This is a genomic window from Streptomyces roseochromogenus subsp. oscitans DS 12.976, assembly GCF_000497445.1.
Lineage (GTDB): Bacteria > Actinomycetota > Actinomycetes > Streptomycetales > Streptomycetaceae > Streptomyces > Streptomyces oscitans.
Genome location: NZ_CM002285.1, coordinates 292,095 through 315,338, shown reverse-complemented (window position 1 = coordinate 315,338; position 23,244 = coordinate 292,095). Strand labels below are relative to the sequence as shown.

The 23,244-nt window shown below is 70.6% G+C and carries 20 protein-coding genes and 2 pseudogenes; 11 read left to right on the top strand and 11 right to left on the bottom strand.

What is annotated here, in order from left to right; all coding sequences use genetic code 11:
• Window positions 1-336: 336 nt before the first annotated feature.
• The 7 genes and pseudogenes from M878_RS95970 to M878_RS51915 form a co-directional block, all read left to right on the top strand.
• Window positions 337-487, top strand: a pseudogene (locus M878_RS95970) (transcriptional regulator); the annotation flags it as partial.
• Window positions 488-720: 233 nt separating this feature from the next.
• On the top strand, window positions 721-1,203 hold the full coding sequence (locus M878_RS51940; protein ID WP_023544349.1) for an NADH-quinone oxidoreductase subunit B family protein: 483 nt from the start codon (window positions 721-723) through the stop codon (window positions 1,201-1,203).
• A complete protein-coding gene (locus M878_RS51935) occupies window positions 1,200-3,233 on the top strand; it encodes a proton-conducting transporter transmembrane domain-containing protein (protein ID WP_023544348.1) in 2,034 nt (677 codons plus the stop codon). The genes M878_RS51940 and M878_RS51935 overlap by 4 nt, the downstream gene beginning before the upstream one ends.
• Window positions 3,233-4,189 carry a respiratory chain complex I subunit 1 family protein gene (locus tag M878_RS51930; RefSeq protein ID WP_023544347.1) on the top strand — a complete coding sequence of 319 codons (957 nt, stop codon included), beginning with the start codon at window positions 3,233-3,235 and terminating at the stop codon, window positions 4,187-4,189. The genes M878_RS51935 and M878_RS51930 overlap by 1 nt, the downstream gene beginning before the upstream one ends.
• The gene (locus M878_RS51925; protein WP_023544346.1) at window positions 4,186-4,878 is read left to right on the top strand and encodes a hypothetical protein; all 693 of its coding nucleotides are present in this window, start codon (window positions 4,186-4,188) and stop codon (window positions 4,876-4,878) included. The genes M878_RS51930 and M878_RS51925 overlap by 4 nt, the downstream gene beginning before the upstream one ends.
• Complete coding sequence (locus M878_RS51920; protein WP_023544345.1) at window positions 4,878-6,476, top strand: proton-conducting transporter transmembrane domain-containing protein; 1,599 nt, start codon at window positions 4,878-4,880, stop codon at window positions 6,474-6,476. The genes M878_RS51925 and M878_RS51920 overlap by 1 nt, the downstream gene beginning before the upstream one ends.
• Before the next feature lie 4 nt (window positions 6,477-6,480).
• Window positions 6,481-7,962 carry a hydrogenase large subunit gene (locus M878_RS51915; protein ID WP_023544344.1) on the top strand — a complete coding sequence of 494 codons (1,482 nt, stop codon included), beginning with the start codon at window positions 6,481-6,483 and terminating at the stop codon, window positions 7,960-7,962.
• Between the two features lie 200 nt (window positions 7,963-8,162).
• Here the strand turns inward: M878_RS51915 and M878_RS51910 are convergent, their stop codons facing one another.
• Together M878_RS51910 and M878_RS92040 are read right to left on the bottom strand one after the other, a co-directional pair.
• Complete coding sequence (locus M878_RS51910; RefSeq protein ID WP_023544343.1) at window positions 8,163-8,756, bottom strand: GNAT family N-acetyltransferase; 594 nt, start codon at window positions 8,754-8,756, stop codon at window positions 8,163-8,165.
• 203 nt (window positions 8,757-8,959) lie between these two features.
• Complete coding sequence (locus M878_RS92040; RefSeq protein ID WP_158692619.1) at window positions 8,960-9,376, bottom strand: hypothetical protein; 417 nt, start codon at window positions 9,374-9,376, stop codon at window positions 8,960-8,962.
• Window positions 9,377-9,736: 360 nt separating this feature from the next.
• Here M878_RS92040 and M878_RS51900 point away from each other — a divergent pair, with 360 nt between their 5' ends.
• Both M878_RS51900 and M878_RS51895 read left to right on the top strand, forming a co-directional pair.
• On the top strand, window positions 9,737-9,940 hold the full coding sequence (locus tag M878_RS51900) for a cold-shock protein (RefSeq protein ID WP_023544341.1): 204 nt from the start codon (window positions 9,737-9,739) through the stop codon (window positions 9,938-9,940).
• An 87-nt stretch (window positions 9,941-10,027) separates the two neighbouring features.
• Complete coding sequence (locus M878_RS51895) at window positions 10,028-11,665, top strand: DEAD/DEAH box helicase (protein ID WP_023544340.1); 1,638 nt, start codon at window positions 10,028-10,030, stop codon at window positions 11,663-11,665.
• A gap of 247 nt (window positions 11,666-11,912) precedes the next feature.
• Here M878_RS51895 and M878_RS51890 read toward each other — a convergent pair whose 3' ends face one another.
• Genes M878_RS51890 through M878_RS51875 form a run of 4 tightly spaced genes read right to left on the bottom strand, consistent with a single transcriptional unit; the run spans window position 11,913 to window position 16,444 of the window.
• Window positions 11,913-12,995, bottom strand: coding sequence for a 3-oxoacyl-ACP synthase III family protein (locus tag M878_RS51890; RefSeq protein ID WP_023544339.1), 1,083 nt, complete (start codon window positions 12,993-12,995; stop codon window positions 11,913-11,915).
• Window positions 12,992-13,645, bottom strand: coding sequence for a hypothetical protein (locus M878_RS51885; protein WP_023544338.1), 654 nt, complete (start codon window positions 13,643-13,645; stop codon window positions 12,992-12,994). The genes M878_RS51890 and M878_RS51885 overlap by 4 nt, the downstream gene beginning before the upstream one ends.
• Window positions 13,617-15,368 (bottom strand): thiamine pyrophosphate-binding protein, encoded by a 1,752-nt coding sequence (locus M878_RS51880; RefSeq protein ID WP_023544337.1) that lies wholly within the window; start codon window positions 15,366-15,368, stop codon window positions 13,617-13,619. The genes M878_RS51885 and M878_RS51880 overlap by 29 nt, the downstream gene beginning before the upstream one ends.
• Window positions 15,365-16,444, bottom strand: a complete 1,080-nt coding sequence (locus M878_RS51875) for a GlxA family transcriptional regulator (protein WP_209445484.1) — start codon at window positions 16,442-16,444, stop codon at window positions 15,365-15,367. The genes M878_RS51880 and M878_RS51875 overlap by 4 nt, the downstream gene beginning before the upstream one ends.
• A gap of 225 nt (window positions 16,445-16,669) precedes the next feature.
• On the opposite strand from M878_RS51875, the pseudogene M878_RS99350 reads away from it, so the two are divergent.
• A pseudogene (locus tag M878_RS99350) lies at window positions 16,670-17,069 on the top strand (hypothetical protein); the annotation flags it as partial.
• A 534-nt stretch (window positions 17,070-17,603) separates the two neighbouring features.
• Here M878_RS99350 and M878_RS51865 read toward each other — a convergent pair.
• Window positions 17,604-18,488, bottom strand: coding sequence for an alkaline phosphatase family protein (locus M878_RS51865; protein ID WP_023544333.1), 885 nt, complete (start codon window positions 18,486-18,488; stop codon window positions 17,604-17,606).
• 751 nt (window positions 18,489-19,239) lie between these two features.
• Here M878_RS51865 and M878_RS51860 point away from each other — a divergent pair.
• Window positions 19,240-19,668, top strand: a complete 429-nt coding sequence (locus M878_RS51860; RefSeq protein WP_023544332.1) for a VOC family protein — start codon at window positions 19,240-19,242, stop codon at window positions 19,666-19,668.
• 81 nt (window positions 19,669-19,749) lie between these two features.
• Here M878_RS51860 and M878_RS51855 read toward each other — a convergent pair whose 3' ends face one another.
• The 4 genes from M878_RS51855 to M878_RS51840 all read right to left on the bottom strand — a co-directional run bounded on the left by M878_RS51855 (window position 19,750) and on the right by M878_RS51840 (window position 23,161).
• A complete protein-coding gene (locus M878_RS51855; RefSeq protein ID WP_023544331.1) occupies window positions 19,750-20,145 on the bottom strand; it encodes a hypothetical protein in 396 nt (131 codons plus the stop codon).
• 106 nt (window positions 20,146-20,251) lie between these two features.
• Window positions 20,252-20,989 carry an MgtC/SapB family protein gene (locus tag M878_RS51850; RefSeq protein ID WP_023544330.1) on the bottom strand — a complete coding sequence of 246 codons (738 nt, stop codon included), beginning with the start codon at window positions 20,987-20,989 and terminating at the stop codon, window positions 20,252-20,254.
• A gap of 53 nt (window positions 20,990-21,042) precedes the next feature.
• Window positions 21,043-21,417, bottom strand: coding sequence for a VOC family protein (locus M878_RS51845; protein ID WP_023544329.1), 375 nt, complete (start codon window positions 21,415-21,417; stop codon window positions 21,043-21,045).
• 100 nt (window positions 21,418-21,517) lie between these two features.
• A complete protein-coding gene (locus M878_RS51840; RefSeq protein WP_023544328.1) occupies window positions 21,518-23,161 on the bottom strand; it encodes an NRAMP family divalent metal transporter in 1,644 nt (547 codons plus the stop codon).
• Between the last annotated feature and the right edge of the window lie 83 nt (window positions 23,162-23,244).

Sequence of the window (23,244 nt, the reverse complement as noted above, 5' to 3'; positions counted from 1 at the left end):
AGGCGCATGGTCGGGTGTTTCGGCGCGGAGGCGCTGTGGCTGCTGGGAGAGTGCTGGGACGGCTGGCGTTCGTACAGCGTGAGGTGATGGTCGTAGCCCGCACGGTATGTGTGGGAGCACGGCCGCCTGATCGTGCGCACCCCTGTCCAGCCGACCTCGCTCCCCGAGGCTGTGACGGTGACTGTCACCGGCCCCGCCGAGGTGATCGCCGATCCCGACGAGGCCGCCCACTATCGCCGCACGCTCGCGGGCTGGACGAACGGCCCGCACGACACGGTCCTGCGTGTGCACCCCAAGACGGTGACCGACCTCCGCCTCGCCCATGGGACGAGGGCCGAAGTGGGCATCGAGCCCGCCCACCTGTCCCTGCAGCTGGCCGTGCTGCGGCGGGCGAACCTGGTCCGGACCCACAAGGAGGGCTCGAACGGTGTACTACTCGCTGACCAGCCCGGACGTGGCGGAACTGCTGCGAGTGGCGCGCACGATCACGGCCCTCGATCGACGGCCGTCTCCCGCGAGCTGGACAGCGCTCTGCGGCAGAGGGAGACGGTCGCCTTCCCCTTCCGCTCCCAGGCTCGTGCCCGTTCGGTCAGGGAGCGCAGTCGAGGCGACAAAAGCTCCTCAAAGTAAGCAAAGTGCCGGAAAAATGCCGTAACTCCAGCCGTAGGAATCCCTGTTTGGCCGCCTGCGGACAGTCCTCACCAGCAATCGGGAGGGTTCATGGGCCTGTTGCGTAAGATCCGGGCCACCGGGCGGGTCGCCGAACCCGCACCGCCAGGCCCGGACGGGGAAGTGCCGGAGAAGGCACGGCAGTTCGGCGGCTCGGTGCAGGTGCGCTGTGTGGACGCGGGCTCGTGCAACGGCTGCGAGATCGAGATCGCCGCGGCCTTCAACCCGGTGTACGACGCCGAGCGGTACGGGGCGCGGCTGGTGGCTTCGCCCCGGCACGCGGACGTGGCGCTGGTGACGGGGCCGGTGACCCGGAACATGGCCGAGCCGCTGCGCCGTACGGTGGCGGCGATGGGCGAGCCGCGGCTGGTGGTGGCGGTGGGGGACTGCGCCCTCGACTGCGGGGAGTTCGCCGGCGGGAACGGCGTCGAGGGCGCGGTCTCCGACGTCGTACCGGTGGATCTGGCGGTGCCGGGGTGCCCGCCGGAGCCGGAGGCGATCGTGGCCGCGCTCAGGACAGTGACCGGGCGGTGAGCGTGATTCCGGTCGCCCTCGCGACGGCCACCGGGCTGGGCGGCGCGGGCGCTTTGGCCGGACTCGGACTGCCGTACCGTGCCCGCATCCCGGTCGTCGGGGTCTTGACGGCCGGGGTGGGGGTGAGCGGTGGCGCGGCGGGTGTGGCCGCGCTGGGCGGAAGCCGGTGGACGGCCGTCTACCCTGGGCTGTTGCCGCTGGCGGGGGCGCATGTGGCGGTGGATGCGCTGGCGGGGCTGTTCATGGCGGTGGCGGGGGCGGTCGTGGCCGCGGTCGCGGTGTACGGCGTCGGCTACGCGGCCGGGCGCGGCGCGCACGGGCTCGGGTCACGGTCGGCGCAGGCGGTGCTGCCGTTGTTCGCGCTCACGCTGCTGCTCGTACCGGTGGCGGCCTCGGTGTCCACGTTCCTGCTGCTGTGGGAGCTGATGGCGCTCGCCTCGCTGCTGCTGGTCCTCGCCGAGCACCGGGAGCGCCCGCCGGTACGGCAGGCCGGTGTCTGGTACACGGTGATGACCCACCTCGGTCTGGTTCTGCTGCTGGTCGGGCTCGCGCTGTTCGCCGCGCAGGCGGGCGGGGAGACCTTCGCCGCGCTCCGCTCGGGCGCGCACGGTATCTCGCCGGCCGTACGCGGGCTGATCTTTGTGCTGGTGGCGCCGGCGTTCACCTCGAAGGCGGGCGCTGTCCCGCTGCACGCCTGGCTGCCGCGGGCCCATCCTGAAGCGCCGAGCCCCGTCTCGGCGCTGATGAGCGCCGCCATGGTCAACCTCGGTGTCTACGGCCTCGTCCGCACCGGGCTCGATCTGCTCGGCGGCGGACCGGCCTGGTGGTGGCTGTGGCTGATCGCGGTCGGCGGGGCCAGCGCCGTGTACGGGATCCTGCAGGCGGCGATGGCCTCCGACCTGAAGCGACTGCTGGCGTACTCGACCAGCGAGAACATGGGTCTGGTCCTCATCGGGGTCGGCGCGTGCGGGCTGTTCGCCGCCTACGGCGACCGTCCGCTGGCCGCGCTGGCGCTCGCGGCGGCCCTGCTGCACGTGGTCAACCATGCCGCGTTCAAGGCCCTGTTGTTCTGCGCGGCCGGATCGGTACTGCGCTCCACCGGTCTGCGGGACCTCGACCGGCTGGGCGGGCTGCGTCCCCGGATGCCGGCCACCGCCGGACTGTTCGCGCTGGCCGCGCTCGGCGCGGTGGCGCTGCCGCCGGGCAACGGTTTCATCAGCGAGTGGCTGCTGCTGCAGTCCCTCATCCATGGGCTCGCGGTGCCCGGAGTCGCGGTCGCCGTCGTCCTGCCCCTTTCGGTGGCGTTGATCGCGCTGTCCGCCGGCATCGCCGCCGCTGTCTTCGTCAAGGCGCTCGGCGTCTGCTTCTTCGCCCGGCCGCGCGACGAACGGGCCGCCTCGGCACGGGAGGCGCCACCGCTCATGCTCGTCGGCATGGCTCTGCTCGCTGTGGGGATCGTGGCGCTGGCGGTGGTGCCCGGCCTGCTGGGCGAGGGCCTCGACCGGGCCGTGGGCGCGGTCGGACTGCCGGGCAGTGGGGCGCTCACGGGCGGCGGGCTGAGAGTGCGGCTCGCGGACATCTCCGCGCAGCTGTCCCCGCTGTGGGTGGTGGCCGCCCTCACTGCCGCGATCCTGCTCGCGACCGTGCTGCCCCGGCTCTACGGCCGCCGCAGGCGCCGCGTGAACGCCCGGCTGTGGGACTGCGGGGGAGGGGCGCCGACGCCGCGCATGACGTACACGGCGACCTCGTTCGCCGAGCCGTTGCAGCGGGTCTTCGACGACGTCCTCGCGCCCGAGCAGGACGTGGACGTCACCCCGGTGCGGGAGTCGGCGTACCTGGTGGAGCGGGTGCGCTTCCAGCACCGGGTGCCCGACCGGATCGAGCACCGGCTGTACGAGCCGGTGCTGCGGGCGCTGGCCGGGACCGGACAGGCGGCGCGGCGGCTGGCGGGCGGCAGCGTCCATCTGTATCTCGGCTACGGCTTCGCCGGCCTGGTCGTCCTTCTGCTGGTACTGGCGGTGGGCTGGTGATGAGCGGGATCGGGTACGTGGCCGTCGCCGGCCAGGTCGTGGTCGTCGCGGCCGGGGCGCCGCTGCTGACCGGGTGGATGCGGCAGGTGCGGGCCCGCCTGGAGGGCCGTGCCGGAGCCGGGGTGTTCCAGCCCTGGCGGGACACGCGCAAACTGCTGCGCAAAGAGCCCATCACGCCGGTGGGTACCGGGCCCGCGTTCCGCGCCGCCCCGGCCCTGCTGGTCGCGACCACCGTGGTGGCCGCCGCGCTGGTGCCGCTGCTGTCCACGGACACTCCGGTGAGCGGGCACGCGGACCTCATCGTGGTGGTCGCGCTGATCGCGCTCGGCACCCTCGCGCTCGCCCTGGCGGGCCTGGACACCGGCACGGCGTTCGGCGGGATGGGCGCCTCCCGGGAGATGACGGTCGCCGCGCTGGTGGAGCCGACTCTGCTGCTGTCGGTGTTCGCCTTGTCGATACCGGCCGGGACCACCAACATCCCGGCGATCGTCTCCGGCGCTGCCCACCAACCGGCCCGCCTCGCCTCCCCGGCCGGGCTGCTGGCCATCGCCGCCCTCGCGGTGGCGGTCCTCGCGGAGACGGGACGGATCCCGGTCGACAACCCCTCCACCCACCTCGAACTGACGATGATCCACGAGGCGATGGTGCTGGAGTACGCCGGACCCGACCTCGCGATGGTCGAACTCGGCGCCCAGATGCGGCTCACCCTGCTGCTCGGTCTGCTGTCCTCGCTGTTCGTGCCCTGGGGCGTGGCCACCGGCATCTCCTGGGCCGCCCTGGCCATGGCCCTGGTGGCGTTCGCGGCGAAGCTCGTGCTCCTGGGCGCGGTGCTCGCGGCGGCCGAGGTGTTCTGGGCCAAGGTCCGGCTGTTCCGCGTGCCCGAACTGCTCGCCGGCTCCTTCCTGCTGGCGCTGCTCGCGGTGACCGTCTCGTACTTCCTGAACGGAGCGTCATGAGCAGCGGCCTGTTCACCCAGCTCCTCGACCTGGCCTGCGGCGCCTTCCTCCTGGCGGCCGTCATCGTGCTGTGGCGGCGCGAACTTGCTGCGATCGTCCGGGACTTCGCTTTTCAGGGCGTAGCCCTCGCCGCCATCGCCGTCCTGCTCGGCGTGCACGAACAACGGTGGGACCTGGTCGCCGTGGGCCTCGGCGTCGGGGTACTGAGGGCGGGCGTCCTGCCCTATCTCATGCGGCGCGCCCTCGCCGCGCTCACCGAGGACCGGCAGCGTTACGGAACCGGAGGCACCGAGACCCGAGAGACCCAGCCGCTGGTCAACGTCGCCGCCTCGCTGCTCACCGCCGCCCTGCTCACCCTGCTCGCCTACGCCGTCGCCCGGCCCCTGACCCAGCTGGACCCCACGCCGGCCACCCGTGCGCTGCCGGTCGGCCTGGCGGTGGTCCTGATCGGCTTCTTCGTGCTGGTGACCCGCAGGCGGGCGCTGGCCCAGGTGGTCGGCTTCCTGCTGCTGGACAACGGCATCACCGCCACCGCCTTCCTGGGCACCTCCGGTGTGCCGCTCATCGTCGAACTCGGCGTCTCCTTCGACGTGTTGCTGGCGGTGCTGGTGCTGCAGATCCTCACCACCCGGATGCGGGCAGCGTTCGGCACCACCGACATCGACGACCTGTGGGAGCTGCACGACTGATGAGCCCGACCGCTTCTGCACTCCTGCTTTGCGCGCCCCCGGCCGTGCCCCTGCTGGCCGCCGGGGCCTATGCGCTGACCGGCCTGCGTACTCGCTCGACCGCCGCAGCGGTGACCACTGCGCTCAGCGAGGCCCAGCAGGCGACGTCCGCGCAGGGCTACGTCGTGGTGGCGGAGACACCTGAGCCTGTCAAGGTGCCCCAGCGGCCTGTGCGGGACTGGGCCGGTCTCGTCTCACCCGCCGCGATCCTTACGTGCGGGAGCCTGCTCGCGACGGACGTGATCGCCGGCGAACCTCGACGGGCGTTCTCGGGCCTCCTGCGCGCGGACGCGCTGACCGCCTGGATGCTGCTGGTCGTCGGAAGCATCGCGTTGATCGCCTGCGGGTCAGCCCCGGCCTATCTGCGAAGCGAACGGGACGCCGGACGGGCCGGTGACCGGAGCGTGTGGCGCTACCACGTCCTCGTCCAGGCGTTCCTGGCCGCGATGTGCCTGGCCGTCGTCACCGCGAACCTCGGCGTGCTGTGGGTGGCTGTCGAGGCCACCACCATCGTCACCGCGTTCCTCGTCGGCCACCGCCACACGCGCGCCTCCGTGGAGGCCGCCTGGAAGTATGTGGTGGTCTGCTCGGCCGGCATCGCGCTCGCCTTCCTCGGCACCGTGCTGCTCTACTACGCGGCCCGGCAGGCCGGCATCGCCGAGGCATGGGCGCTCGACTGGCCCACCCTCGTCGCCCGCGCCGACCGCCTCGACCCGGCGGTGACCCGGCTCGGCATCACCCTGGTCGTGCTCGGCTTCGGCGCCAAGGCCGGTCTGATCCCGCTGCACGCCTGGCTGCCGGACGCCCACAGCCAGGCCCCCGCACCGGTGTCCGCGCTGATGTCCGGTGTCCTGCTGTCCGTCGCCTTCGCCGCGGTCCTGCGCTACCGGGTCATCGCGGACGCAGCGCTCGGTGTTGACTTCACCCGGATCCTGCTGGCCGGGATCGCCCTGCTCACTCTCGCCCTCGCGGCCGGACTGCTGCTCGCCCAGCGCGACTACAAGCGCATGCTCGCCTACTCCAGCATGGAGCACATGAGCCTGATCGCCCTGGCCACGGCGATCGGCAGCCCCCTCGCCCTCTCCGCCGCGCTGCTGCACATCGCCGGCCACGGACTCGCCAAGTCCGTCGCGTTCTGCGCCTCAGGCCGCATCCTCCAACTGACCGGCACCACGAAGATCGGACGGGTGCGCGGGCTCCTCGCCCGCACGCCGGCACCGGCGGGGATGTTCGGGCTCGCGGTGGTGGCGCTGATGGCATTCCCGCCGTCCAGCCTGTTCGCCTCCGAACTCGGCATCGCCCGCGCCGGTTTCCTCGCCGACAGTGGCCTCGCCTGGGCTACGGCGGTCGCCTTCCTGCTCGTGCTCGTCGCCTTCGCCGCGCTCGCCGTGCGCACCGCACGGATACTGCTGGGCCCGGCACCGGCACCGCCCGCGTGCCGGGAGGGTGCCGCCGTCTGGCCCCTCGCTGTGGGCTTGGCCGCCTGTGCCGCCCTGGGTATGTCTCTCGGCCCCCTCACCGACCTGCTGCACGCCGCCGCCAAGGCGATCGGAGGCTGAATCGATGCGTACCACGCACGAGATCGACATCACCGAACTACACAGGCAGGCCCATGAGTTGCTGACCGGCGGGCACCGGCTCGCGCTGGTCGCGGCCCACCTCGACGAGGCCGGGCCGCGCGTGGTGTACCTGTTCGTGGCCGGCCCGCCCGACACCCGTACGGAACTGCACGTCCGCCTCGACCCCGACCGTCCCGAAGTGCCCACGCTGGCTCATCTCTCCTATCCCGCAGGCCGGTTCGAGCGCGAGATGCGTGACCTGTTCGGCATCGTCCCCCTCGACCACCCGCTCCCGCGCCGCCTCGTACGCCACTTCCACTGGCCGCGCGGCTGGTACCCGATGCGCCCTGATGCCGGGCCGCCACCCGCCTTTGGTGAGCAGGAGGGCCCGTACCCCTTCCTGGAGGTGGAAGGCGACGGCGTCTACGAGATCCCGGTCGGGCCGGTGCACGCCGGTCTGATCGAACCCGGCCACTTCCGTTTCTCCGTCGTAGGCGAGACCATCCTGAGGCTCAAGGCCCGCCTCTGGTTCGTCCACAAAGGGGTGGAAAAGCTGTTCCAGGGACGCTCGGTGGCCGCCGGACTCCCGCTCGCCGAACGCGTCAGCGGCGACACGGCCGTCGGCCACGCCCTGGCGTACTGCCTGGCCGTCGAGGAGGCCACCGGCACAGAGGTCCCGGAAGAGGCCCAGCGCGCCCGCGCCTTCCTGCTCGAACTGGAGCGCGTCCACAACCACGTAGCCGACCTCGGCATGCTCTGCAACGACGTCGGCCACGGCATCCTCAACGCCCACGCCCAGCGCGTCCGCGAGAAACTCCTGCGCCTCAACAGGGAAGTCACCGGGCACCGGCTGCTGCGCGGAGGCGTCGTACCTGGCGGGGCGGCCCTGCACGCTGTGCCCGACCCGGCCCGGCTGAGAGCGATGGGCGAGGACATCCGGGAGATCGCCGACCTCGCCCTCGGCCACTCCACTGTCCGCGACCGCTTCACCGGCACCGCCATCCTGCACACCGCCGCGGCCCGGGAGATCGGCTGCCTCGGCTACGTCGCTCGCGCCAGCGGCATCGCCGACGACGCCCGCGTGGCGCACCCGTTCACCGGATACGGTCCGCAACTCGACGTGCCCGTCCACGACAGCGGTGATGTCCTGGCTCGCTTCCTCATCCGCGCCGAGGAGATCGAGACCTCCCTCGCCCTGATCCAGCGGTTCACCGACGGACTGGAGGCTTCCCGGGCGATGCTCGCGCCCCAGCTGCCGCCCGGCTCGGGCCCCGGCACCGGCGTGGGCCTGGTCGAGGGCTGGCGCGGCACCATCGCCACCCGCGTCGAACTCGCCCCCGACGGCACGCTGACCCGGGTCAAGCCGGTCGACCCGTCGTTCTTCAACTGGCCGGCGCTGCCGGTCGCGTTGGCGGACACGATCGTCCCGGACTTCCCGCTGACCAACAAGAGCTTCAACCTGTCGTACGCGGGCAATGATCTCTAACGCGGTTGTCAAGCCACGCAGCTCTCCGGTGGGCAGGGCGCTGGGTTCAGCTCCGGTTCCACGATCGACGACCGTGACGGCCTCCGGGCGACTCCGCCCCGCCCGAACCGTCGCCGCCGGCCTGCGCAGGCCCTGGGAGAAGCCGACCGAGGCGAACAAGCCAACCGATGCCTAGGCGGTCACCCGTCAAGCTGGCGGCCTCAGATGACGTCTCCCCGCACCAGGGCATGCAGGTGCTCGTCATGCCATCCGTCCTCGTGCAGCAGCGCGCTGCGCTGGGTGCCCTCGAAGGAGTAGCCGGCCTTCTCCGCCACGCGGCAGGACGCCGGGTTCGCGGTCGAGTGGCACAGGCGGAGGCGGTGCAGGCCCAGGTCCTGGACGGCCCACCGGCTGAGGCGCTTGGTCGCCTCGACGACGACACCGCCGCCTCGTGCGGCGGGCAGGATCCAGTAGACGATCTCGGCGTTGCCGTCGTCCAGGTCGATGTCCCCCCAGCCGATCAGGCCCAGGGCTTCGCTGCCGTCCGCCCGGGCAATGGCCCATCTCGCGGCCTGCTCGGCCTGCCAGCGCTGGTGCATGCGCTCGATCCTCTGGCGTGCGTGCTCGCGTGACTCCACGACCAGTCGGTTCCACTTCCGGATGGCCGGGTCCTGGCCGGCGGCCACAAGGACATCTGCGTCATCGACGCGCCAAGGCCGCAGCTCCAGACCGCCGGGCAGGCCCAGCACCGGCTGCGGGTGCTCGGCCATCCGGCCTGCGGGAACGACCGGGGGCACGGGCGAGAAAGAGATCATCCACGCATCCTGGCAGGGCGCCGGGAGACGCGAAACCTGTTATCCGGTGCCCAAGCGCGAGCCGGACTCCCATCGCCGGCCGGCCTGCCCACGACCCGCGCGCATCAGGCACGCGCGACTCCGACGAGTCGGGCGGGGTCGGCGCCGCAAGACGCGCGGTGTGGCGTACGGGGTTCTGGCGCGAAGGCGTGTACGAACCGCGATCACGGGATGTTCTCGTGTTGACAGTCCGCGGCTCCGATCCAGGAGTCTGTCCCGGTGGAGTCCGGATGCGGATGCCGCAGGCGGTAGGCACGGCTCAGAGCGCCGGCGCCTCCGCCGAGCTCGATCATGCCGATTTGTCCGAGCCGGCCCACCGCCGATCTTCCCGCAGGCAGGCGCCCCTCTGAACTGCTGCCACCGCCCGTGTACTGCCACTCCTCACCGCAGAGCTCCATGAGCGCGGTGTGTGTCTCGGCTTTCGCGGTCCTGGGACGCCACACCAGCCAGACCGCGCCGATACCCGCGTCGAGGTCGACATCAACCGACACCACGGTCAGCTGGCGGCGAGGCAGCCAACCAGGCTGAGGCGCACGGCCGTTGACCATGCGCCGGACCACGCCCGGCAGGATGATCCCCATCCAGCGGTGAATCCGGCGCATCCGACGCAGCTCCGCGGAAGTGGGCATGCTCAACACGGTACCCAGGACGGGCGAGGCTCATCGCGCCGGCGGAGCCGAAGCGGCGCCGATGACTGTGAGGAACCCCCTGCACGATCCGAGAGCGGGAGACACGACGAGCGGGATCACCGAAAGGCTCTGAGGAACCCCGGTGACCACCTCGTTGATCCATCACGGGCCGCCGAGCTGTGCTAAAGTTTCGGTGTTGCAGTTTTGGTACCCATGAACCTATGTGCGCCTGACGGGAATGTTTCTCCTTCAGGCGCATTATTTGTTTCCGGCGTCTCCGGATGGGGCCTCTGCCTACAGAAGGAGAATGTCATGGCACAGGGAACCGTGAAGTGGTTCAACGCCGAAAAGGGTTTCGGCTTCATCCAGCAGGACGGCGGCGGTCCCGACGTCTTCGCCCACTACTCGAACATCGCGACCCAGGGCTTCCGTGAGCTCCAGGAGGGCCAGCGGGTCTCCTTCGACGTCACGCAGGGCCAGAAGGGCCCGCAGGCGGAGAACATCGTCCCCGCCTGATCCCCGGACGCGTATCCCCTCACCGGGGTCCGCACCGTCACGGTGCGGACCCCGGTTTGTGCTGTTTCCAGGAAGGCAGATAACCGCATGTCCCGCAGGTCCCAGAAGCCGAACCGGCGCGCCTCGTCGTCCCCGCCGTCCGCGTCGTCGCCGAGGGAATTCCGGCTGCCGGAAAGCGCGACACCCGCACTTCCCGCCATCGAGGACTTCGCCGCTCTGGACATGCCCGCGGGGTTGCTGAAGACCCTCGCCACGCAGGGCGTGACCACCCCCTTCCCCATCCAGGCCGCCACCCTGCCCAACTCGCTCGCCGGCCGCGACCTGCTGGGACGGGGACGCACCGGCTCCGGCAAGACCCTCGCGTTCGGGCTGGCGCTCCTGGCTCGCACGGCCGGACTGCGTGCGCAGCCCAAGGCACCCCTCGGCCTCGTGCTGGTGCCCACCCGGGAACTCGCCCAGCAGGTGACGGATGCGCTGACCCCCTACGCGACGGCGGTGAACCTCCGGCTGGCAACCGTGGTCGGCGGGCTGTCCATCACCAAGCAGGCCGCAGTGCTCCGGCGCGGTGCCGAGGTGGTCGTGGCGAGTCCCGGCAGGCTCAACGACCTCGTGGAACGCGGAGACTGCGTGCTCGACCAGGTACGCATCACGGTGCTGGACGAAGCCGACCAGATGACCGACATGGGCTTCCTTCCGCAGATCACCAAGCTGATCCAGCAGGTACGGCCCGACGGACAGCGCATGCTCTTCTCGGCCACCCTGGACCACAACATCGACCGCCTCGTGCAGCGGTTCCTGACCGACCCCGTGGTGCACTCCGTGGACCCGTCCGCGGGAGCGGTGACCACCATGGAGCATCACGTGCTCCACATCCAGGACGAGACCGACAAGAAGGCCGTCACCACGCGCATCGCGGCCCGTGACGGCCGGGTCATCCTCTTCCTCGACACCAAGAGGTCCGCTGACCGGCTCGCCAAGCGGCTCCTGGCCGTCGGGGTCCGCGCGGCGGCACTGCACGGAGGCCGCTCCCAGCCGCAGCGGAACCGCACCCTGGAACAGTTCAAGAACGGCAAGGTCACCGCCCTGGTGGCGACGAACGTCGCAGCCCGGGGCATACACATCGACGACCTCGACCTCGTAGTGAACGTCGATCCCCCCAACGATCACAAGGACTACCTCCACCGGGGCGGCCGCACGGCCCGCGCCGGCGGCTCCGGCAGCGTGGTCACGTTGGTCCTGCCCGAGCAGAAACGGGACGTCACCCGGCTCATGTCGGACGCCGGCATCCGCCCCCGGACGACCCGCGTCACGTCGAGCGACCCCGCGCTGGCCACCATCACCGGCGCCCGCGAGCCTTCCGGCGTGGCCGTCACCATCGAGGTCGCCCAGCCCGCGACGTCGACGGCGTCCCGTCCGGACCGGAAGACCGGCACCCAGCCCGGCAGGCGATCCGGCCGCCGACGCCGAAACGGCGGCGAAGCCAAAGCGGCGACAGGTGCCACCACCAGGACGGGGAGCCGGGGCTCCGACCGCCGGGCCGCGGCCGGGGCGACAGCGTCCGGTGGCACCTCCGCAGCCGGCGGGCGCGGTTCTGCCCGTCGGGCGCGATCCGGCGGAGTCACGGGCGGTGCGGCGGCAGCGGGCGGCCGCAGTTCCGACCGCCCGTACGCGGCTGGTGCGGCGACCGGCACCGCCTCCGGCAAGGCAGCCCGCGGATCCCGCTGACGGGCGGCGGCCGGCGGTGCCACGGGCGGAGCTGACGGGGCCGGCGACCGCACCTCCGGCCGCGGAGGCGGCCGCCGCACCTCTGGCACCTAGGCCGCGCCGGAATCCCTCGCCGGGGTGGTGGCGCACCTGGACATCCGGCGTCGGTGAGGGCTGCGGCGCCCTCACGCGGGCGAACTCCGCGTACGCTTCGTCGAGGAGCATGGTGACGTGTCGGGGGACTTGACGCAGGAACGCCGACAGTGCGTCAACGGTGACGAGGCTTCCGGTGAGGTCGTGCGGATTGCACAGCACCACTACGCGGGTGCGGTGGCCGAGCGCCGCCGTGCCAGCGAACGGCGACGGCACCCGCGAAGTCACCTGCGTGGGCGAATCCCCCGAGCACCATCAGGTCGCCGTCCTCCACCTGCCCGGAGCTGATCGCGCGGTCCAAGGTGATCGGGATCGCCGCCCCGAACAGATTCCCGTATGCGTCGAAGGTGTTCAGGTGCCGTTCGGCCGGCAGTTGCAGCGCCTCCCGCCAGTTCCGCAGGAAGGTGCGGTTGGGCTGGTTGGTGATGAGGACGTCGATGTCGGTGCTCGCCACGCCGAGCCGCCGGCACAGGTCCGTGATCACCTCGGGGACGAGGCGGTTCCCGCGCGCCAGGACCTTGGCGACACTGGCGTCGGTGAACCCGATCCGCAGCTGGGACTCGCCCGGCTCCCAGTACTTGCGACCGTCGTCGACCGCCACGGTCATGTCGCCGGCGTACTCGCCGATGTGCCGGGTCTCCACGTCGAGGACTGGCGACTGCGTCGACGTCGTCACGTACCCCACACCGCACCCGTCGCCCGGGATCGCCGCCTGGGCGAGTTTGCGTACCTCGGACTGGGTGAACCATTGCCCGGCGGCGCTTTGTGCGTTGCATATCAGCGCGGTTTTCGCATCGGTGGACGTGAGGATCTGCCGGGCCAGCTTCAACATGTACACGAAGGACGCGCAGCCCGCGTTGGCCACGTCGACGAGCCACTCCGGGTTCAGGCCCAGCCGACGCGCCACCTCGGTCCCGGCACCCACGAACGGCAGATCCGGCAACTGGCTGTGCACCAACAGCACGTCGACGCCTCGGATCTCCGCTGCGCCGTGCCGTTCGATCAGGGGCTGTACGGCGCGCTCGACCATGTCCGCGTTGGTCTCGTCCCTGGCCACGTGGTGCCGTAACGGCGGGACCTTGAACATGGGGTGGTTGCGGAGCTTGTCCTCGGCTCCGGGGAAGTCCGTGTAGAACTCCGCGGGAACCGGCTCGCCGGGCAGGTAGCTCGCGACGTCGGTGAGGCTGACCGTGGTCACTGCGCCACCGCCCTCGCCGGAGCCGGACTGCCCGGCAGGCCGCCCCGGTGGCGGTGTTCCAGGATGGCCTTGAGGTTGTGCATCTCCACGGTGTGCCCCGCGTAGAACAGGTCCCAGTAGTCGCCCACCCAGGGCCGGTCCGGGCGGGGAGCCAGGTCGGGATGCGGGTTGTCGTCGTAGTAGGGGTGCCGGCAGTTGGTCCAGGTGATCACCGAACCGGGCTTGTCGAGTACCAGCCGGGCCGGAACGACCCGCATCAGGTAGATCATCCACAGCTTCTCGCCCTGGTCCCAGGAGCAGTGGTAGTCGACGGTCATGGCCTCGGGGTTCGCGAGCACCTTGCAGTAGATCCGGGTGTCGTCCTCCAGCCGGTCGTGACCGACCCACAGCCCCGGTGTGCCGGTGGGCGCGAAGTCCCGCAGGCTGCAGGTCCATTCCTCCAGATGGTGTCCTTGGCGCAGGTAGTCGTAGGCCTGCTCCGCGGGGCAGTCGACGTACTCGTGGATGGTGCAGTACTGCCCGTAGACCTGATGGTGGGGGTAGACCGCGTGGGTGAGCTCCATGCAGTGGGCGGTCAGCTCCTCCTTGCCGGCGTTCTCGATCCGGACCAGACCGGGGATGTCAGCCAACGTGGACGACTCCTCGCTCATCTGAACCCTCCTTGCTGTTCGTGGCTTCGGTGAAGGACTGGAAGGGAAGGAACGGAGGGATCTCCCGTGGGTCACAGGCCACGGCGACGAACGACGGGCCCCTGCCCGCGTTGCCGCGCAGCAGTGCCGTGCGCAGTTGTGCCGCGTCGGCCGCTCCCGTGGCCTCCAGGGACGGGAAGGCGGCGGCCACTCCGGCGGCGAGATCGCTCCGGGCGAACAGGTCGTCGCTGCGGACGCCGCCCTGGAGGAACTCCTCCCGCAGCGCGCACATGCCGTGGGCGTTGTTGTTGAAGACCACGAAGGTCACGGGTGCGTCGTACTCCACGGCGGTGTGCACTTCCATCCCGTGCATGAAGAAGGCACCGTCGCCGGCGAGGACGTAGGTGCGTCGGCCGGTGGCGAGCGCGGCGCCGATGCCGGCGCCGAAGGTGTAGCCCATGCCGCCCATGCCGACCGCCACCACGAAGCGGCCGTGGCGCGGCGCCGGCAGGAGATGGATCGCGCTGGCACCTGCGTTGCCGGCGTCCACGAAGACGTGTGCGTCCTGGGGAAGTGCCGCCTCCACCGCGGCGACCGCCTGGGCGTGGGGGACGGTTCGCTCCCGGGTCTGGAAGAGCGGACCCGGCATGGGTGCGGGAAGGGGGCCGGCGTGCGGCGGGCAGGGGCGTGGGTGCGACGGAAGCCGGAGGGTCACCGCGCGCAGCGCGTCCCGTAGGTTCCCACCCAGGGCGGTGGCTGCCACGAACGGTGGTTCGGGGCCGAGGGACACGACTTCGGTGCCGGCGAGGGCCTGGTCGAGGCCGCCGCGTGCCAGGAGCGGCAGCCGGGTACCGACCAGCAGGCACAGGTCGGCCCGTCGCAGACAGTCCTCGACGTTGGCGTGGCCCATCACCCCGGCCACACCCGCGAACCGGGGATCACGGTTGTCGAAGACGTCCTTGGCGTCCGGGGTGACCGCCACCCACGCCCCGAGGCACCGGGCCAGTTCGGCCAGATCCTCACGCGCGTCGGCGGCGGCGACATCCTCACCGGCGATGACGAGGACACGGCCGGCCCGGCGAAGGGCGCCCGACACGGTGCTGACGGCAGCTGTGTCGAGCCGTGCCGCGGACGCCGTCGCGAGGCCGCCCGGTGCCGGGGCCGTGTCGCGGGCGGGCACCTGGATGCGCGCCTGCTGCACGTCCTTGGGCAGCAACAGCACGGCCGGCCCGCGTGGATCGGCCTGTGCCGCCGAGACTGCCCGGGGCAGCAATTCCGTGAGTGAGTCCGCGTCATCGACCCGGGCGCAGAACCGGGAGACGGGTGCGAAGACCTCCCGTGCGTCCAAGGAGCCTGCCTTGCCGCTGGAGTCCTGGAACGCCCCGTGCCCCGCCTGGCCGGTCGGAGGCTGGCCCACCAGGGCCAGTACGGGCACCCGGGAGGCGTACGCCTCCGCCAGACCCGGTACGAGATTCATCGCCCCACCGCCCGAGGTCGCGGCAACGACGCCGAGGCGCCTGGTGGTTCGGGCGTATCCATCGGCCATGGTGACGGCGGAGAACTCGTGTTTGGCGACGACGCCGCGGACGGCGCCGCCGCGGTGCACCGCGTCATACACGTCCTCGATGTTCGCGCCGCCGACGCCGAACACATGGGTGACGCCGGCTCTGGCGAGTTCCCCGGCCAGATAGTCGACCAGGCGTACCGTTTCCGCCGTGCGTAATTCCGAAGTCGTGGTGGTCATGCGGTGCTCCCCTCCCTCTCGTGATGCCTGTCGATGAGGCCGGCCGGCGAGATCACCTGAAAGCGGTGCCGGTATTCCTTGGGGGTGAGACCCAGGGTTCGTCCGAAGGAGCGGAAGAACGTCTCGGTGGCTGCGAATCCGCAGCGGCCTGCTATCTGGCCGATCGTCAGGTCTGTGGTTTCCAGCAGCTCGCGTGCGCGGGCGATACGCGTCCGCTCGACGTACTGGCCGGGTGTCACGCCCACCTCACGCCGGAAGACCCGGGCGAAGTTGCGCTGACTCATGTTGGCCTGCCGCGCGATCTCGGCCACGGGCAGCGGGTTGTCCAGGTTTTTCAGAATCCACTCCTGTGCTGCCCGGATCGGCGGATGGTCGGCCAACTGGGCGTCGAGGACGGCGCTGTACTGGGACTGTCCTCCGTGCCGTTTGAGGAACAGCACCAGAAACCGTGCCGTCTCCAGAGCGAGCGCCGATCCGTGGTCGGCCTCCACCAGAGCCAGCGCCATGTCGATGCCGGTCGATACGCCCGCGGCGGTCACGAAGGGGCCGTCCCAGACGAAGATCGGCTCGGCGTCCACCGTCACCTGCGGATATCGGCACGCCATCGCCTCGCTGTACGCCCAGTGCGTGGTGGCGCGTCTGCCGTCGAGGAGGCCCGCCTCGGCCAGCAGGAAGGATCCGCCGCATACGGAGGCGACTCTGCGTGACCGGGCCGCCGCCCGGCTGATCCAGGACACGAGCGACTGGTCCCCGAGTGCGTCGTTGAGACTCCATCCGCCCGGCACGAGGAGCGTGTCGATCGGGCCTCGCCCCGCCTCCAGTGGCGCGGCCTCCATCACCACCCCCGAACTCATGCGCACCAGTGGTGCGTCGGCGGAGACGAAGTCGGTCCGGTAAGGGGTGCCCGAGGGGCCCAGGAGCCGGTTCGCGGTATCGAACACTTCAATCGGTCCGGTGATGTCCAGGGCCATCGCACCCGCGTACACCACCACAACAACACGTCGCTCCAACACGGTCACAGCCTGTATTGAACGACGTACTGGCTGCAATGACAGATTGCTGACGTATCCGGCCAACAAGCGGCGTCGGACGGGCAGGAGGGGCGCTGTAAAGGCAGTTCATGCGCGGAGCGGGCACCGCTGGGTGAGGCAGCTCACAGGGTGTCGGTGCGGCTGCGCGCTGCGGCGACGATGAACTCATCCAGCAATTCCCGGCCTTGTGACACCTGCAGGTCGTTCGAGAGAGGCGGCACCAGTTGAGTTCCACCCGCATCGCTTGGGGCGAGGAAGCAGGTGAGGTCCGTCCTGCACAAGGTCTGGGATTATTTCGACGCCAACGGGCCGCTGATCGGTGGGTTGCAGTGGCCGATCACCTACCGTTAGCAGGAGGCGGAGCGGGCGGCTCTGCTCCGGCAGTTCGGGGTCCGGGCCTTCACCGCGATGCTCTACCCCACAAGCCCGGCATGACCAGGTGGCTGAACGGGTGGGCCGCCGACTTCGCCCGCCGTACCCCCGATGGGCATGACCGAGTACGAGGAGTTCCTCGACCTCGCCGAAAGATTCATGCCGTTCCCCCGGCAGGCCCTGCCACGGCTCACCGCACTTGGCGACCGCATCCTGCTCGGTTCCGACTTCCCCAATATCCCCTTACCCCTACCCGCACCAGCTCCACGCCGTGGAACGGCTGGGGCTCGGCGATGAGGAGGACGGTGGCGACGACGGTGGCCGTTGCGGCCGAGGCTGTCGGCGGGGAGGCGGCGACCAGTGCGCCGGCCGCGTAGCCCATGTCCGGCCGGCCGTTGAACCGAACCAGGGGCGTGCCGCCTTTCGGTGCCAAGGTGTGAGAGCGGTGCGACGTCATCGAGACGGCGGCTTCGTCCTCAAGGATCAGCCATGCCCCGAGCGTCGCTGCGATGGTTTTGCCCGCGGCCAGGTCTCCGTGCCCCAGCCAGCCACCGCCAGTGCAGGTCGCGGCAAGGGCAGGCGGGCGAGGGCGAGGCGGTGGAGGCCGATTCCGACGAGGACCCCGAGACGGTGGGCGGGCCCATACGGTTGACGCCGTCCGGCCGCTGTGTCGTAGCCCGCGCTCGCCTGTACTGGCCGTAGCACACCAGGCCATGGGCGGCCTCCGGGCAGTCGGCCACCGGGTACGGCAGGACCGCCGCCTCGTGGGAGGCGGCGGCCTCGATGCTGTTTCACCGCTGCGGGTCGGCCTTGTATGAAGCCCGCCCCGAGGTCAGTTCCAGATGCCGGTGATGTCGGAGGCGTTGGCCGCGGCCCCGGCGTGGGTGGTCAGACCGGCCAGGTCCTCAAGGGTGCGCAGCGTGTCGTAGTGGTTGTAGTGCGTCGAGGTGGAGCTGCCCGGCGCGACGTGCGCACCGTAGAACACGGTGGCGATGTGGTTGCCGTGCGAGCTGTCGTCCTCGTCGAAGGTGACGGCCAGGATGCTGTTGTGCGTCTGGGCCCAGGTGGCGTAGGCGCCTAGGTTGTTCTTCAGCCAGTTGTCGCCCGTCGTGATGGAGCAGTCGTGCATGTCGTCGCACAGGTTCGGGACGACGAACGAGACCTTGGGCAGGGTCGTGTAGTCCGTCGGGAACTGCGTGAAGGTGTACGCCGTGTTCAGCGGGACGTTGCTGAAGGCGAACCACGGGTTGTGCTTCTGGGCGTACTTGGTGGCGGAGTTGGTGCACACCGTGGAGCCCTGGGAGGGCAGGCCCTCGTTGTAACTGCCCCACGTCTTGCCGGCGGCGATGAGCTCGGAGCCGAGGTTCGCGGCGCTGCTGAACTGCGGTGTGTAGCAGTTGTCGTTGGTGATGCCTTGGTTGTTGCCGGAGAACAGGTCCAGGTAGTTCGGCTGGCTGGGGTGGGTGATGGCGTACGACTGGGTGAGGTTGCCGCCACCGGCCACCAGGGTGTTGTTGAGGTACGGGGCGCTGGAGCTGCCGATGACCTGCTCGTAGGAGTGGTTCTCGAACACCACCACGATCACGTGGTCGGGGGCGGGAAGAGCGGCGGCCTGAGCGGCCGGGGCGGCGACCCACACCCCGACCAGGGCGGCGGGGAGGGCGGTGACGAGGGAGAGCGCCCGGCGCGAGCGCTTGATGCGGGACAGCAAGGACACGGTGGACCTCCTGTGTGTGCGGAGAGCGGGAGGTTGTCCACTGATCAGGTCCTTTCTGATCAGGCGGTAGGAGACTAGAGCGGCGCAGCCGGGGCCTTCAGGTGACTGGCAATGAAAACCGTTCAAACAGCTATCGGCTGACGGGGGCTCATCCATCTCCCGTATTCACCTTCCGGAGGGTTGCCCCGGACATCCGGGCCCCGCACCGGAGCCCGTCCCCGCGGCGCGGATGGAGCTTGGACCCCCTGCTGGAGCCGGCTGCCACCCAAGAGCAACAAACGGTGTGGCCGGTGGCCTGACTCCAGCACGTTCAGACCGTCGCTGACGCCGCAGGCGACATCGACTGGAACATCAACGTCAACTCGACGTCCATCCGTGCACACCAGCACGTCGCCGGGCCCCCAAGAATCCGCCGCCAGCACTGCGCGGTCCCTCAAAAGGGGCCGCACAAAGATCAGTTCACACGCGCGCATGTGCGCTGGTGCCCGTTCCGGGAGGATCACGTGGAGGGCGGCCTCCTGGTTTCGACCGTCGCACAGCCAAGAAACGGCGTTGCCTCAGCCCGCGCTGATCACTAAGGTCAGTCGGGTGACTGCCGGGTCGGCCATGGGCCATGCACGAGTGAGGTTCCCGGCCTCGGCGTGAGCGCGAGGCGGGCAAGAGGCCCGCCCCCCTTCTCCGCGTCTTTGCTCCCGGCGCCCCCGCGCGGCGCCCCATTCCAGCAGATCGCAAGACCGGAGACACACCACTGATGTCCTATGACCGGCAGTACCCGCACACATCCGAGCTGCCGGCCGCCGCCGTCCAGCTGAACCACACCGCCGTCTACGCCAGCGACCGACACCTGTCTGCCGAGTTCCTCGCCGCGATCCTGGGTCTTGAGGTCGGCGCCCCGTTCGGGCCATTCCTGCCCGTCGACCTCGGCAACGGCGTGACGCTCGACTACTACGAGAAGCGCGACGAGCCGATCCAGTCGCAGCACTACGCCTTCCTCGTACCTGACGAGCAGTTCGACGCCGTGATCGCACGCTTGGAGGCGGTTGGTGTCACGTACTACGCCGACCCCAGCCACACCGAACCCGGCCAGATCAACCGTCTATTCGGCGGTCGGGGCGCCTACTTCGACGATCCGGACGGCCACAACCTGGAGATCATGACCCGGCCCTACGCCCGCCCTTAGCAGACCGCCTGGCAGTGGTCCGTCGGGCCCTCCCGCCGAGCGGCTCTCGAACTTCCTGGCCCAGGCCAGACGAGTGAGCCGCTAGGCGGCGCGGGCGTTGAACGCATGACGATGACGGTCGGCTACCTGATCGAAGAGACACTGCCCAGTCGCCGAAGCGGGTTCGCTCGCGCTAGGGAATGCCGGAGTTGCGCTGCGTGATGGTGCCAACCAAGTGATGGCGCGGGTGGTGAACCACGACTCGTCGGCCGTCTCGGTCAGCTGCCGCCTGGCCTCTCGCTGGGCCCGGCGATGGCGGTGGACGACCGCCGCGACCACGACGAAGGCCGCGGTGGCGGCTCCGATCAGGGCACCGGCGCCGACCGGCCGGTCGGCGCGCGGGGCGGTGGCCACCGCGGTCATCTCCAGCGCCGTCAGCAGCAGGACACCGAGCACGGCGGTGCCCTCGCCGGTGTGCGGGTGGGGCAAGCGCCTCATCGCCGTCTCCCCCTGTTCCGTCTTCCATCGTGGTCGGCGCACGGGCCGCATGCCGTTGGGCCGACCGTCCTCTTACGGGATTCGTATGCGCCCTCGCAGTGTGGGTTCAGGCCAGCACCCGGGGCCGGTCGTGCTCGGTTTCCTCGTCCTCCAGGTGCCAGTGCAGGTCACGCACCCCCGGTTCCAGCGACAGACGGGCGATGACCTGTTCCAGCGCCGGGGCCACCTGACCGCCGATGGCGACGGTGGCACGCAGGCTGGTGGCCTGGCCCTCGTCCTCGCGGCGGGCCCGCAGCCCGGTCGGGGCCAGCGCGCCAGCGGTGAGGGCCTGCAGCAGCTGGGCCCGGACATGGGTCTCGACCTGGCGCTCGCACACCACGTGCACGGTCGCCCGCGCGGTGGAGTCGGGGTCTGAACCCGAGGCCGGTGCGCGGTCCAGCAGCCGTCCGGCCGGCCGCAGGACCAGGTGCACGGCGAGGACCGAGAGGGTGCCGAGCACGGCCAGTTCGAGGCGGCCGGAAGCGGCCAGGACCCCGGCGGCGGCCGAGCACCACAGGGTGGCGGCGGTGTTCAGGCCGCGCACTCCGGCGCCGTCGCGTAGGATCACGCCGCCGCCCAGGAATCCGATCCCGGACACGACGTAGGAGGCGACTCTGGTGGGGCTGCCGGCGTCGCCGACAGTGACGCTGTAGAGAACGAACAGGGTGGCGCCGGTGGCGACCAGGGCGTTGGTGCGCAGCCCGGCCATCCGGGCCCGCCACTGGCGCTCGACGCCGATCAGGGCCCCGCAGGCCACACCGGTGGCGAGCCGGATCAGGAAGTCGAAGGTGGTCAGGGTGTGCACGGGGCACCTCCTTCACGGTCAAGGGGCCGGTAACGGGCTGGCTGCCGGCGGGATCAGGTGAGGGTGAGGGGTTGGAGGAACTCCAGTCGGTTGCCGACCGGGTCGGCGCTGTAGAAGCGGCGGTGGCCGGGCAGGTGGTCGTCCCACACGACCGGCGCGCCGTGCGCGGCGAGACGGCCGGCGAGGGCGTCGATGTCGGTCACGCGCAGTCCGGGGTGGGCCTTTTGCGCGGGTCGGAAGGGGTCTTCGATGCCCAGGTGAAGCTGGACGGTGCCATCGGGGGTGGCGAACCAGCAGCCGCCGCGGGCACCCAGCACGGGCGGTTTGGGGATTTCGGTCATACCGAGCGGGCCGGTGTAGAAGGCGCGCAGCGTCTCCTCGCTGGCAGGTGGGGCGGCGAGCTGGACGTGGTCGAGTGCGGCGAGCACGACGGTGTGGCCCTCCTGTCCGAGTCGTGACAGTGGATGGCGGTGGATGTCTTCGGGTCGTCCGGGGCGCTGAAGGTGAGCACCCCGGACGCCGGTGGGCTCAGCGGCCGAGGGCCACTTCGACGATCTTGATGACGACGAGGATCATCGCGATGAGCAGGTAGGTGCGCAGGGCGCCCATGCCGATCTTGCGGGCGGTGGACATGGTGGGCCTGCTCAGGGTGGCCAGTGCGGGCATGCGCCAGGTGTCGCGGCCGGTGCGGTCGATCGGGTCTTCCTTGGTGCCGGTGCGGCGGCGGGTGAAGGCGTATCCGGCGGCCAGCACGCCGACGATGCCGCAGGCGGCCATGATGTCGAGAATCGCCCCGGAGGAGATGTCCGGGAAGAGCACCGAGGCGGTCAGGATGATCGACAGGGTGACCAGCACGCCGACGACGGCGGAGGTGAACGCGTTGGTCTTGGGGCCGTTCACCCACGGGCCGAGCACGGCCTTGTCGTTGCACAGCAGGAGCAGGAATACGCTGGCCGAGGGCAGCAGGACACCCGCGAGGGTCTGGACGCCCTCAGTGAGCAGGCCCAGCGGGGAGCCGGGGATCAGCACGATGGCGGCGGCGGTGGCGACCAGGCCGGCGTAGACGGCGTAGAAGCCCTTGGCTCCCTTGACGCCCCGGTGGAGCGAGTGCCGGATGCCGAAGACGTCGCCGATCGCGTAGGCGGTGGACAGCGAGACGGCGAAGGCGCCGATGATCGAGGCGTCCAGCAGCGCGATCGCGAACAGCACCCCGGCGAGCCTCCCCGCCTTGGCTTGAAGGCCGGTGGCGATGTCACCGGCGTCGGTGAACTGCCCGAAGCCGTGCGTGCCGGCGAACGCGGCGGCGGTGAAGCCCATCATGGCCGCGGCCCCGATGACGACCACGACGATGCCGATCCACAGGTCGGCCTTCTCGTACTTCATGAAGCGCGGGGTGATCCGCTTGTCGATCACGTAGGACTGCTGGAAGAACAGCTGCCAGGGGGCGACCGTGGTGCCGACGATGCCGATGATCAGCAACATCACCGTGGACAGCTGGCCGGTACCGCCGGGCATGTTCGGCACGACGAAGTCGCGGGCCATCTGCGAGACGTGCGGGTGGACCATGAAGTAGATCGGCACCAGCAGCAGCGAGGCCGCGCACAGGGCGATGGCGACCCGCTCGAAGCGGCGGAAAGATCCGGTGAACGCCGAGGCGATGATGATCGCGGCGGCGAGCACGACGGAGGCGGCCTTGGGCAGGCCCAGGTAGCCGGTGGCCAGCGTGATGCCGATGAACTCCGTCACCAGGGTGAGAGCGTTGAGCAAGAACAAGTCGATGACGGAGAACGCGCCCCAGAACTTGCCGAACCGCTCCAGGATGAGGCGGGCGTGGCCGACGCCGGTGACGGCGCCCAGGCGCAGCACCATCTCCTGGTTGACGTACAGGACGGGGACGAGCAGGAGGAGGGTCCACAGCAGGTGGGTGCCGTAGTTCTGGCCGGCCTGGCCGTAGGTGGCGAAGGCGCCGGCGTCGTTGTCGCCGACCATGACGATCAGGCCGGGCCCGACGATGGCCAGCAGCGTCTTCAGCTTGGCCGACAGGCCGGTGCGGGGCGCGGTGTCGTCGAGCTTGATGGTGCCGAGCGCGCCCTGGATGTCACCGATGTGGGCGTCGTCCAGGACCGCCGCGCGGGGTGCGCCGGCGGTGGTGTCGATGGTGGTGTTGGTCATGAGGTACCTCCCAAATCCCCCCAGTGGGGGAGGTATTGGGGGCACGTGGCCGTCATCCCCCCTGCGCGGGCGCGCAGGACGGC

What these genes read in the sequence shown, in the direction of transcription:
- M878_RS92040 (WP_158692619.1), bottom strand. Translation starts at nt 9,376, where the DNA reads ATGGGGATCATCCTGCCGGGCGTGGTCCGGCGCATGGTCAACGGCCGT.
- M878_RS51855 (WP_023544331.1), bottom strand. Translation starts at nt 20,145, where the DNA reads ATGAGGCGCTTGCCCCACCCGCACACCGGCGAGGGCACCGCCGTGCTC.
- M878_RS51920 (WP_023544345.1), top strand. Translation starts at nt 4,878, where the DNA reads ATGAGCCCGACCGCTTCTGCACTCCTGCTTTGCGCGCCCCCGGCCGTG.
- M878_RS51925 (WP_023544346.1), top strand. Translation starts at nt 4,186, where the DNA reads ATGAGCAGCGGCCTGTTCACCCAGCTCCTCGACCTGGCCTGCGGCGCC.
- M878_RS51900 (WP_023544341.1), top strand. Translation starts at nt 9,737, where the DNA reads ATGGCACAGGGAACCGTGAAGTGGTTCAACGCCGAAAAGGGTTTCGGC.
- M878_RS51910 (WP_023544343.1), bottom strand. Translation starts at nt 8,756, where the DNA reads ATGATCTCTTTCTCGCCCGTGCCCCCGGTCGTTCCCGCAGGCCGGATG.
- M878_RS51880 (WP_023544337.1), bottom strand. Translation starts at nt 15,368, where the DNA reads ATGACCACCACGACTTCGGAATTACGCACGGCGGAAACGGTACGCCTG.
- M878_RS51885 (WP_023544338.1), bottom strand. Translation starts at nt 13,645, where the DNA reads ATGAGCGAGGAGTCGTCCACGTTGGCTGACATCCCCGGTCTGGTCCGG.
- M878_RS51930 (WP_023544347.1), top strand. Translation starts at nt 3,233, where the DNA reads ATGAGCGGGATCGGGTACGTGGCCGTCGCCGGCCAGGTCGTGGTCGTC.
- M878_RS51840 (WP_023544328.1), bottom strand. Translation starts at nt 23,161, where the DNA reads ATGACCAACACCACCATCGACACCACCGCCGGCGCACCCCGCGCGGCG.
- M878_RS51895 (WP_023544340.1), top strand. Translation starts at nt 10,028, where the DNA reads ATGTCCCGCAGGTCCCAGAAGCCGAACCGGCGCGCCTCGTCGTCCCCG.
- M878_RS51915 (WP_023544344.1), top strand. Translation starts at nt 6,481, where the DNA reads ATGCGTACCACGCACGAGATCGACATCACCGAACTACACAGGCAGGCC.
- M878_RS51940 (WP_023544349.1), top strand. Translation starts at nt 721, where the DNA reads ATGGGCCTGTTGCGTAAGATCCGGGCCACCGGGCGGGTCGCCGAACCC.
- M878_RS51860 (WP_023544332.1), top strand. Translation starts at nt 19,240, where the DNA reads ATGTCCTATGACCGGCAGTACCCGCACACATCCGAGCTGCCGGCCGCC.